Below are 11420 nucleotides of genomic sequence, written 5' to 3' on the forward strand. Positions count from 1 at the left end.
AGCTTTAAAAAACATCACCTCCTAGTTTAACACAGCTGCCAAAGAAATAGACGTTTTTTATTAAAATCGTGTACAATGAGTTGAAGTGCAGGTTACAAATTCATCTTCACAAAGGGGTCGTTTAAATCTATGCTGCCGCTGTACAGAAAATATTGGCGCACCTTTTTCGACATTGGGCTGCTTGTTCTAACCGTATATTTAGTGATGCTCGGCTTCAGTAAATTGTACCAGCTGGCTGCGCCGGTGTTCCTGTCCTTTTTTGTATTTCTGCTGATTGAGCCGCTGGCCCGCTTCCTGAACCGCAAGGGAATGGCCAAGCCCTTCGCCTCTGCGATCTCCGTGGTGCTCTTCCTGATCATCCTGCTGGGCGTCCTGTTCGGTGCCGGACTGCTGATTACGACTCAGGCGATTCACCTCCAGAATAATCTGCCCAAATATACATACGTGGTCCAGCAGCATTTCGCAGAGACTACGACCTATCTTCAGCACAAAATCGATTCGCTTCCATCCGATGTGACAGATAAGCTGAACGGTTATTTCACAGATGCCACCAATATTCTCTCGAAGTGGATGGTCGCCTTCTTCAAATATATGGTCGGAGTGCTTGGCTCTTTCTCTTCCTTTATGGCTAATTTCGGGATTGCGATCATTCTCGCCTTTTTCCTCAGCATGGAGATTAAGGACTGGCGCCGAATTGCCCACGAGAAGCTGCCCAAGACGTTCAAGACGGCCTACGCCTTCCTGCAGGGAAATGTATTCAAGGCTATCGGTTCTTATATCAAAGCACAGATGATCCTGATCAGCATCACCTTCGTCATTATTCTTGCTGGCCTGCTGATTCTTCGGACGGGCAATGTACTCACCATCGCGCTGGTCTGCGCCGTGGTCGATCTGCTGCCGCTGCTCGGGGTACCTGCGGTGCTAATCCCTTGGATCATCTATCTGTTCATTGTTGGAAATACTTCGCTTGCTATCGGGCTCATCGTTCTGCTGGCTGTAGTAATGGTGGTTAGACAGCTGCTGGAGCCCAAAATCACAGGGAATTCGATCGGTGTCTCCTCTGCCTTCCTGATGCTCTCCTTCGTGATTCTGTCCTCCTCCCTGTTCGGGATAGCAGGACTCATTCTGTCGCCGATTCTGCTGATTCTGCTCAAGGAGCTGCTCCAGCAGGGATATCTCCAGCAGTGGATCTATCTGCCGCAGGAGGAGTTCGTCGTCTCGCCCTTCGCGGCCTCGGGAACCTCTACGGCAGGCGCTTCCGTAAGCAGCAGTCCGGCCGGGAATGCCGAGTCTAATGCGCAGCCTGCCGGTCCAGGCCCTCAGGCCCCGGTTGATCCGCCTTCCAGCCCCGACAACAGCTCGAACACCTGACCGAACAGGCGGGTGGCGGCCTGCGGACTGTCTGGAGCCACATTCTCTATCGCCACAGACACCGCATATTTCGGATGGTCAACCGGACCATAGCCGATGAACCATTGATTGTTGCGCGGCGTGCCATGCACCAGCGTCTGGGCCGTGCCTGATTTGCCGGCGAGCGGCCAAGCGGCAGGCTTCAGCATCCGGCCTGTGCCCTCTGTGACTACGCTGCGCATCATGCCCAGCAGCACACGGGCAGTGGCCGGAGCGATCCGCCCCTCCGGCGCTGGCGCCAGATGTCCCGGAAGCTCCTTAAGCGTCTGTCCATTGGCAAAAGCAACCCGCTCCAGAATCCGCGGCGCTCTCACCTCACCGCCATGCAGCAGTGTGACGACCAGATTCGCCGCCTGCAGCGGAGTGATTCGCACATCGCGCTGGCCGATCGCCGTCTGGACTCTCGCCCCGCCGTCATCCGGCAGGAGCGTGGTAAAAATGGTTCCCGGCTGCTCTCCGGCCAGCGGCCGGAGCAGCGGCAGACCGAGTGTATTCTCCGCCTGCCACCCAATGCTCCGGCCCAGTCCAAGGGCAAGGGCGGTAGCTTGAAGCTTCAGACCGCTCAGCCGCTCGGCCAGCGTAGCAAATACAGTATTACAGGACACGGCGAACCCTTGCTTAAGCGTAAGGGCGCCGTGTCCTTTGCCGTGGGGACATGACAATCCGTATTTCCCATATGCCCCAGCACAGAAGAAAGGCTCCTCCGGTGTGGTGAGCCCGGCTTCAAGTGCGGCAGCGGCCGTAACAATTTTGAAGATGGAGCCCGGGGCGGCCGCTTGAAGAGCACGGTTGTTCCATTCTCCACCCTGCGGTGAGACCTGCTGCGGATTGTAGAACGGCAAGGAGACCATCGCTGCGATATCACCGCTCCGGCTGTCCATTACCACAATCGCCCCTTCCTTCACCCCGGCTTCCGCCGCCAGCTGCTCAATGCTCTCCTGAAGCTTCAGATCAATCGTGGTATATAGTGACAGCGGATAATAGGGGTTACCCGGCGCCTTGACTGTGATCGGGCTTCCCGGAACCCGTTTGCCGCGCGCATCAACCTGGGCAACGGCCTCCGTGTGCCCCACGCCCTGCAGCAGCGGCTCCAGCGTCTTCTCCAGCCCGTCTGTGCCGGTTCTTGGAATTCTCAGCCCTGTAGGGGATTGAGTGACAGCTTCGCCTGAAGCTTCAGACAGATAACCGAGCCACTGTCGGCCGGATGCAGAGCCGTTATATCTGCGGGCAAAAGGCAGCGCCCGGACACCTTCAATCGCAAGCGCCTCCACTTCTCTGGCCTGCGGCAGGGTCAGGGCCAGCGGCCCCGTGCCTTGGCCGGAAGGCCAGAGCAACGGCTCCTTCAGCCCCAGCCGTCTTGCCTGCAGCTGGCTGTAGCTGACGCCAAGAATCTCCGCCAGACGGTGAAGCTGCTGGTCATCGTTATATTCACCTGCACCATGATGCCGTTGAAGCTCTTCCTCCGGCGGGAACAGTGCAGCGGTCCAGACCGTCTCTCCAGCCAGCGCCCTTCCGTGTTTGTCATACAGCCGTCCTCTTCCGCTGTCCAGCACCGTCTCCCGCTCACTTTGCAGCTCTGCCATCTGAGCTACTGTGTAACGGGTGCCGCTTACTACACTATCCTTCAGCAGCAGCTGTACCCAGGCCAGCCTGATCATCAGGCCCGCCAGCAGCATACACAGGATCAGGCAACCCCAAAATATGCGTGTATGAATCAGCTTGTGCAAATTGCTATTCCTCCATCCAATGGGCTGAAATACCTTGGCTACTAGCAGCTCATCAGATTTAAAAGTGTGAGAATCACTTTAACTAATTGCTTGCTGAGGGCTAGCAACGCCCCGATTAGGGTCCAAGGGGGAGGCTTAATTGCAATCTGTACAACTAAATCGCCGGATATGCCGCCGAATCTCTGTTTAGTTGTATTTCGTGCAATTAAAATGCCTCTATACCTGGATTTTCGCCCATTCGGGCAAATTTAGTTGTATGGAATACAGTTAGGAGAGGCAGGCCTTCCTTTTAACTGTTTTTAGTTGCACCGAATACACTTATCTCTCATGGTTCGTTACAAACTGAATATTTAGTTTAATCCATGGGGTTCTTTACTTGCTAAAGGTGGCTTCCTTCCAGAATATGAGCTCCCTCGTTCGTTACACCGAGTCCTCCATTTTAAATCTGATGCTGTACTAGTATACCCAGCTCTAAAAGCAAAATAACCGCTTCCCATAAAGGAAAGCGGTCTGAAGAAGTTAGGCTCATACGTTGAACTTGGATAATCGCTCCCGCAGTCTGGAGGAGGCATTCTCCAGCTTACTGGAGAGGGTAACCAGATATTCGCTTACATTCTCCTGTTCTCCGGTAAGGGAGGCTACCTCTTCAGAGGCGGCCGAGGATTCTTCGGCGAATGAGCTGACATTACCTATCGTCTCTGACAGGACCTGCTGCGAGTGGTTCAGGCCGTCAATCGAAGAAGATACCGAATCCAGCCTGGTAATCAGCTGATGCATCTGCCCCTGTACACTAATGAAGATCTCACTGGTGTTCTGAACATAGTCCATCTGCTCCCCGAACAGCGGCGCAACCTCGGACAAGGCGTCTACCGTCTCATGCATATCCCTCATGATCCGGTCCGTGATCTCGCCCACCACGGCAATGGAACGCTTGGACTGCTCCGCCAGCTGGCGGATTTCATCGGCGACAACCGTGAAGCCCTTGCCCGCTTCGCCTGCCCGCGCCGCTTCAATAGTGGCGTTCAGCGACAGGATATTGGTCTGTTGGGTGATGCTCTGCATGACCTCCAGCACCTGAATGACCGATGAGGCGGTATCCTTAAGCTCATTCACCTTAAGGACCAGCTTGCCTGTCCTGTCGCCAGTCTCTTGCGTTCTGCCCAGCAGCTCTTGCAGCTTGACTACCCCTTCCGCACTGGCTTGCTCCACGCTATGCGCAGTTCCGCCAATCTCATGGGCTACTGCAATGACAGCTTCCATCTTCTCCGAGATCTGAGCCGTCATCTCATTACCCCGGTCCGCCTCCAGTGAGAGGCTGCCGGCACCGCCGGCAATCTCTTCCGTGGCTGCGGCAATATCCTTCGCTGCCACCGCTGTGTCCCGCGAGGCATTGCCAAGGGCTTCCGCTGCTTCCGTAACCTCACGCGCGGTCTCATTGGTGTGGACGACCAGCTCTGTAATCTGCTCCATCATCAGGTTGAAGGAGCCGGACAGCTGGCCTATCTCATCACGGGTGACGACATCGGTGCGTACGCGCAGATCCCCATCTGCCCCCTTGACCATCAGATCCCGCAGACGTGAGAGCGGACGTGAGACCATCCGTACCATCCAGAGTCCTATCAGTACGGCAACGGCAGCAGCGGCGGCCACCGCTATGTAGGTCGTGTTAAGGATCCGTCCCGCATCCCTGGTCAGATTGCCGGAAGGCACCACACCGAGCAGTCTCCAGCCGGAGGTATGCAGCGTACCGTAGACCGCAAGAATGGATTTGCCCTTCTCATCCTTGGTCGGCAGGGAGCCGGAGGTGTCGCTTAATCCCTTGAACAGGGTTCCCCCCAGGCGCAGATAGGTGTCCGTCTCCTCTTGCTGGGAAGAGGCAATCAGCTCATCTGTGGCAGTCAGCAACTGGATATAGGAACCCTGACCCAGATCAACCATTTTCAGCTGGCTGTCAAGCTCTGTACTCTTAATATCGCAGACCGCCAGATAACCGGTGTGACCCGCTTCCGCCGCCACAGACTTAGCGAAACGCACCACTCCTTCAGCCTCTCCCTGCTTCAACGCTTCGGTAATCCACCGGCTCTGCGGCTTCTCCTGCAGCTGCTTGTACCATGCTGCATCACGGATAGCCGCCAGGAAATCATTATCCACTTCACCAGCTCCGGCTGCGGGCAACGCTTCATCCAGCGGAACCAGATACACTGCCTGCACGCCGGGTACAGCCGAGAGCCATTGATCGAGCTCCCCGTTAATCGCCGTGGACAGCTCTGTACGCTTCGCAGGATCTGCTGCAGCAGGAACTGCCAGTGCGACCGCCTGCTGAATATCCTCATTGTAGAACAGCTGACCCAGATTATCTTCATAGCGCAGCAGGACGACATCCAGCTTCTCAGCCGTCTGCTCCACAGTCTGCTGATTAGCAGACAATGCATTGTTCTCAATCGTATGTCTGGCCACAGCGTAAGAAATATAACCCAGAGACAGCACAATTCCCATGGTCGCGATGAAAAAAACCAGAAAGAGCCGCATCCCCAGCGACTTGGAGGGATGCAGCCGAGAAAGAATAGAGGTACTCCGAACTGTTGACCTGCTCAAAAAACCACCGCCAGATTCTATGTATTCTTGGTATTCATGACCCTATTCATGATATACCATCAGCTCCTTGGTGGCTGTGATTTTGTTGTATGCGGCAAATGCCGCCGATGGCGGGCAGAGGATTCCGGCTTAGATTCTGCCAGGACCGGCATCATCGCCAACCTCTTCATGAGTCTCGATAACGTAATTGACGATTTCCTGGACAGTGGTGTAGGCAACGCCGACATAGGTGTCCGCAGCCCCGTAATAGATGGCAATCCGGCCGGTATCCGCATCGCTGAGCGCAGCACAAGGGAAGAGTACATTGTTGACGAAGCCTCTTTCCTCATACCATTCTTCCGGGGTCAGCACGAAGTTCCGGGAGCGGTATTTCACTCTCGAAGGCTCATCTGCATCCAGAATCACAGCGCCCATGCTGTAGACGAGACCGTTGCAGGTCCCGGTAACCCCATGGTAGAACATCAGCCAGCCTTCCGAGGTCTCAATGGGCGCAGGTCCGCCGCCGATCTTGGTGCTCTGCCACCAGCCTTGTCCGCCCTTGGTCATAACATGCCGGTGTTTGCCCCAATACACGAAGTCCGGGCTCTCACTGAGGAAGACATCGCCGAACGGCGTATGTCCGCTGTCGCTTGGACGGGAGAGCATGACGAAATTGCCGCCTATTTTCTTCGGGAACAGTACACCGTTACGGTTGAACGGCAGGAACGGATTCTCCAGACTGACGAAGTGCTTGAAGTCCTGTGTCTTGGCAACGCCGATCGCTGCCCCGTAGAAATCCGTGCACCAGATGATGTAATACGTATCCTCCACCTTCACCAGACGGGGATCATATGCGTAACGCGGCATATACGGATGGCCCGCCTCGTCCTTGAATTGGATCGGCTGCTCATCAATAATCCAGTCCAAGCCGTCCGCGCTGCGGCCCATCCGCAGATGGGGGCGGGTCGTGTGATCCTCCACACGGAAGACTCCCAGGAAGCTGCCCTCGTAAGCGATCACCGCGCTGTTGAAGATACGGGCGACCCCCTTCGCCGGATTGCGCTTGATCACCGGATTATCGCTATGTCTCCAGACCGGATTGTCATTCCCGGCAGGTCTGTCCTGCCAAGGCATATTCGGCAGACTCTGGCTGGCCGTCAGTTTAACTTCTCTCATAATAGAATCCCTCCAATGATAGTTGCAGCAGCCGCTGCGGTGGTGTGTTGCTCCCCGGTTTGCCGCTTTATTTGACCGACCCTTGGGCGAAGCCGTTATAAATGTATTTTTGCAGCGCTACGAACGCAATCAGCGTCGGAATGATGGCGATCATAATCGCGGCGCAGATAACCTCCCACTGGGAGCCGTAGGGTCCTTTGAATTTGAACAATGCGGTAGATACGACCTGCAGGCTGCTTTTTGGCATATACAGGAACGGGGTATAGAAGTCATTGTAGATATTAACACCCTTCACGATAATCACCGTCACAATGGCCGGACTCAGCAGCGGAAGAATGATTCTCCAGTAGATCGTCCAGTAGGAGGCACCATCCAGCATTGCGGATTCATCCAGCGATTCAGAGATCGAGTCCAGGAACTGCATGAAGATATAGACAGCGATAATATCGGTCCCCAGATACATCAGAATCGGCGCCCAGCGGGTATTGAACAAATCCAGAGCATTGATGATCTGAAAAGTCGCTACTTGCGTCGTTACTCCGGGAATCAGCGTAGCCAGCAGAAAAGCCCCCATCAGCGCCTTACTGCCTCTGAATTTGAAGCGGGCCAGAATATAAGCCATCATTGAACCGGTAAGCGTAGCGCCCGCAATGGAGATCAGGACGATAATAAGTGTGTTCATGAAGCCGAGCAGCATGTTTCCGTCTACGAAGGCTTTGGTGTAATTGGTGAAATTCAGCCAGTTCTCGGGCAGGGTCAGCGGACCGGTTGAAGCGTACTCAGCATTGGTCTTTAAGGAAGCGAAGAAGACAACGACAATCGGGATCAGCGCCATCAGCGCACCCAGCACCAGGGAGAGATATTTGAAGAAAGCCGCCACGTTGTATTTCAAAGTATGCATCGCTCTATTTCTCCTCCTTGATCAGAATGCGCTGCAGAATGGTAACCAGAACAACGATGCCCAGCAGTACCACAGCCATTGCAGAAGCCAGCCCCAGCTTGCTGTATTTGAAGGCCACATCGACGGTCTGGATGACAAAAGTGCCGCTGCCGTTGGAGCCGCCGGTCATCACGTACGGAATCTCAAACACACCGATGGCCCCGCTGACTGCGAGGATCAGATTGAGCTGCAGGATGCGCTTGATGCTTGGGATGATAATATGCCGGAACTGATGCCAGCGGTTAGCGCCGTCTATCTCCGAGGCTTCATAGATATCGCTGCCGATCGAGGAAATTGCGCCAAGGAAGATAATAAAGTTCATCCCCATATACCTCCATACCGAGGCAAAAGCGAGAGAGATGTTAATGAGCTGCGGATTCAGCAGCCATTTCTGTTGCAGCGCCCCGAGTCCAAGCAGATCAAGAATGGTATTAAGAGTGCCTTCCGGCTTGAAGAAGAACAGGAAGATGAACCCAATCGCCACACCATTCAGCAAGGTCGGAAAGAACAGAATCCCCTTGAACCAGTTCTTCATCCGGACATTGAAGCTCAGAATCGTGGCAAAATAAAGCGCCAGCCCCATCTGGACAAAGGTGGCAAAAAAGTAATACAAGCTGACCTTGAATACGGCGAAGTACTCCGGCTTGGTAAAGATCGTCTTGTAGTTGTCAAAGCCGATATACTCCATATTTTTGCTTAGCCCGTTCCAGCTGGTGAAGCTGTACTGAAACATTTTAAACACAGGTAAATAGGAGAACGTCAGCAGCAGAACTACGGGTACTAGCGAAAATAAAAAGATGATCAAAATCCGTTGATTTTTATAGCTCATGTTAGACAATTTGGGCACTCTCCACACCTCCAGAAAACTTACTGCTCTTAAGTCCGCTTCCATCCCTGCAAAAGTGAAGGGGACTATGCCGTTACCGGCATCTCCCCTTTCTTTTGTTCTTTAATTTACTTGGCAGTCACAATTTTGGCTCTGGCTGCTTTCCATTTATCATTCAGTTCTTTCATAATGTCATCATAGGATTGCTTGCGGTTGCCAATTGCCGCCTCGATGATTACTTTCTTGAAGTCAGGCTGCCAGAGACCGATTTCAGCTTCTTTATCAATGGCATCCACCCAGCCCTCTTCACCGGCTTTGGCTGGAGCAAGCGTGTCAAAGGTAATGTCAGTGCCTGCAAATTGCTTGAGAATTTCAGGCAATTCGGCTCCTTTTACCGGACTCATGCCCCCGCCTTCTGTAGTCGGGTAACCGGATTCATTGATGAACCAGTCTACCCAGGCTCTGGCGGCCTCTTTGTTTTTACTGTGAATGCTAACCCCCAGATTATAGTCGTCAGACAGAGGCACCAGGATCTTGTCGGCGTTGGTAGGGAATGGCATGAAGCCTATATCATCCGGGCTGGCAGCGAGCCCTTTGATCTGACCGATCGCCCAGGAGCCAAGCATCATGGTACCGATTTTACCGTTTGCCAGATCTGCCTTGGAGGATTCCCAGTCTGTTGTAGTAGGGTCCTCTTCAATCAGACCGTCTTTGGCCGCATCGTACATTACCTTGTACAGCTCGTAGTGCGGCTGGCCTGGAACGAAGTTATCGTCAGAGGCCACCTGGCCGATATTGACATATTCACGGTCTCCGGCAACGGTAGCCAGATCCGCTTCCCACTGGGTCAGCGTCCAGCCCGCAGCATAGTTCGTGTAGAGAGGGACGGCATCCGTCTTCTCCTTGATGCTCTTCAGAGCGGCAGAGAACTGGTCAAAGGTTCTTGGAACCTCGGTCACTCCGGCGTCCTTGAAGACCTGTTTGTTGTAGATCACGCCGGAGAAATTAACCGTAATTGGAATGCCGTAGGAAATCCCGTCTACTGTCCGCTCTTCCAGGCCTGTATATTGCTGTTCCAGGTCAGACTTTTTACCCAGCGGCTCGAAGAAGTCCGGCAGATCCTTAATCGCTACGCTGGTTGGCAGCAGCAGAACATCCCCGTAATCACTGGTGCTCATGCGGATTTTGATCTGATCCTCATAGTTGGATAAGGCTTCGAAATTCACTTTGATATTCGGATATTTTTCATTGAACTTGGCGGCGTAGTCTTTGAACACGGTATCCACGATATCCGTCCGCTGCGTAATCACCGTAATATCACCCTTGAGATCCTTGGCGGCATCTCCCTCTGGAGCGGCTGTTGCCTCCGCAGTGGTACCTGTGTTGCCGCCTGCATTGGTTGCTGCCGCATTAGTGGCGTTATTGTTGTCAGATGCACAGCCGGAGAACAGCCCGGCCATCAGTGTCAGCGCTGCCAACCCGGTAACTGCTTTGGTTTTTTTCATCATATTTCTGACCCCTCTCTTCATTTGGAACGAAATAGGTTAATAACAAAACAATAACAATACGATCCGTCATTCCAATAAACAGAACTTAAATCAACCTGTATTCACCTTGGATTCGCTGTTGTTATCGCTTACATCGCAATTATAGACCGTATAACCCCTCAAAACGATGGTTTCAATTGCTTTTTCTAGTCTTCAATTTGTTATTTTTGTTATATAAAAAATACAATAAAGAAAAACACTGCTCAATCACCTCTGGGGAGATGAAGGGCAGTGCAAATGTGTTCGTATCATTCTAAGAGACGCATATCATGATCTGTACCGGCCTTTATACTCCTTGGGCGTCATGCCGCACATCTTTTTGAACAGCTTATTGAAATAGACCGGATCACTGTAGCCGACTTTGTCAGCAATCTCATAATTCTTCAGGTCCGGATGATGGAGCAGCATCTTCTTGGCCTCCACAATGCGGATGCCGATCAGGTAGTCCGTAATGGTCTGCCCTGTCTTATGCCTGAACAGCCTGCTGATATAACTCGCATTCATTCCCACGGCCTCAGCCAGCCGCTCAAGCTCGAAATTAAGCCCGTATTCCAGTTGAAGAATACTCTTCATCTGCTCTACCACATAATGCTCCCCGCCTTCAGAAGGCTGATGCGGTACTTCATCCGGGAGAGCAGCCGCAGGCGTCTGCTTAGTCGCTTCTACGCTTTTGAGCAGATCATATAATTGGGCCTTATCGATCGGCTTAAGCAAATAATCAAGCACACCGAAGCGCATCGCCTTACGGGCGTAGTCGAATTCACTGAAGCCGCTCAGTACAGCTATTGGCAACTGCTTGAGATGCGCTCTCGCCTCTTCAATCAGCTTGAATCCATCCATTCTTGGCATCTTGATATCTGTAATAAGAAGATCGATCTCTTCCAGGCTTAGCTCCTGCAGATGGTTCCAGGCCTCAAGCCCGTTGCCGTATGAGCCGATTACCCTGACTTCCACATCCATTCTGGAAGCAATCTTCTCAAGCCCGCGGCGGATCACTTCCTCATCATCCGCAATCATGATCCGGATTACCACCTTATCGCCCCCGTCATTTGAGCCGCTATGATAGCGTTATCAATAATTATAAACTTTACAGATCCAATAGAAAATGTGTCCATATCCACTTTTATAGTCTTCAATTTACTTCATCCATTTCCCGCTTGAATTCCAGCCCGAAAAGGGTTATAACATGGTTATATATAGTTATTATTATACACTAACAT

Annotated in this window: 9 protein-coding genes; 1 reads left to right on the top strand and 8 read right to left on the bottom strand. The window is 52.8% G+C overall.

What is annotated here, in order from left to right; all coding sequences use genetic code 11:
• Positions 1–129 precede the first annotated feature (129 nt).
• Positions 130–1371: an AI-2E family transporter gene (locus tag C173_RS03765; protein ID WP_081750992.1), complete on the top strand. Its 1242-nt coding sequence runs from the start codon at positions 130–132 to the stop codon at positions 1369–1371.
• On the opposite strand, the gene C173_RS03770 is transcribed toward C173_RS03765, so the two are convergent.
• From C173_RS03770 to C173_RS03800, 8 genes are all read right to left on the bottom strand, one after another.
• Positions 1320–3137 carry a peptidoglycan D,D-transpeptidase FtsI family protein gene (locus C173_RS03770; RefSeq protein WP_036722584.1) on the bottom strand — a complete coding sequence of 606 codons (1818 nt, stop codon included), beginning with the start codon at positions 3135–3137 and terminating at the stop codon, positions 1320–1322. The two genes, C173_RS03765 and C173_RS03770, sit on opposite strands and share 52 nt — an antisense overlap.
• Positions 3138–3662: 525 nt before the next feature.
• Complete coding sequence (locus C173_RS03775; RefSeq protein WP_051477796.1) at positions 3663–5633, bottom strand: methyl-accepting chemotaxis protein; 1971 nt, start codon at positions 5631–5633, stop codon at positions 3663–3665.
• A gap of 141 nt (positions 5634–5774) precedes the next feature.
• Positions 5775–5855 carry an acetylxylan esterase gene (locus C173_RS34130; RefSeq protein WP_155991228.1) on the bottom strand — a complete coding sequence of 27 codons (81 nt, stop codon included), beginning with the start codon at positions 5853–5855 and terminating at the stop codon, positions 5775–5777.
• A 6-nt stretch (positions 5856–5861) separates the two neighbouring features.
• The gene (locus C173_RS03780; protein WP_036722586.1) at positions 5862–6887 is read right to left on the bottom strand and encodes a glycoside hydrolase family 130 protein; all 1026 of its coding nucleotides are present in this window, start codon (positions 6885–6887) and stop codon (positions 5862–5864) included.
• A gap of 67 nt (positions 6888–6954) precedes the next feature.
• Positions 6955–7788 carry a carbohydrate ABC transporter permease gene (locus tag C173_RS03785; RefSeq protein ID WP_036722587.1) on the bottom strand — a complete coding sequence of 278 codons (834 nt, stop codon included), beginning with the start codon at positions 7786–7788 and terminating at the stop codon, positions 6955–6957.
• Positions 7789–7792: 4 nt separating this feature from the next.
• Positions 7793–8674 (bottom strand): carbohydrate ABC transporter permease, encoded by an 882-nt coding sequence (locus C173_RS03790; protein ID WP_036722590.1) that lies wholly within the window; start codon positions 8672–8674, stop codon positions 7793–7795.
• A gap of 107 nt (positions 8675–8781) precedes the next feature.
• Positions 8782–10158, bottom strand: coding sequence for an ABC transporter substrate-binding protein (locus C173_RS03795; protein WP_036722681.1), 1377 nt, complete (start codon positions 10156–10158; stop codon positions 8782–8784).
• A gap of 309 nt (positions 10159–10467) precedes the next feature.
• Positions 10468–11232, bottom strand: a complete 765-nt coding sequence (locus C173_RS03800; protein ID WP_235191750.1) for a response regulator — start codon at positions 11230–11232, stop codon at positions 10468–10470.
• Positions 11233–11420: the final 188 nt, after the last annotated feature.

Origin of the sequence: Paenibacillus sp. FSL R7-277 (assembly GCF_000517965.1) — a bacterium.
In the GTDB taxonomy this organism is placed as follows: Bacteria; Bacillota; Bacilli; order Paenibacillales; family Paenibacillaceae; genus Paenibacillus_AQ; species Paenibacillus_AQ silagei.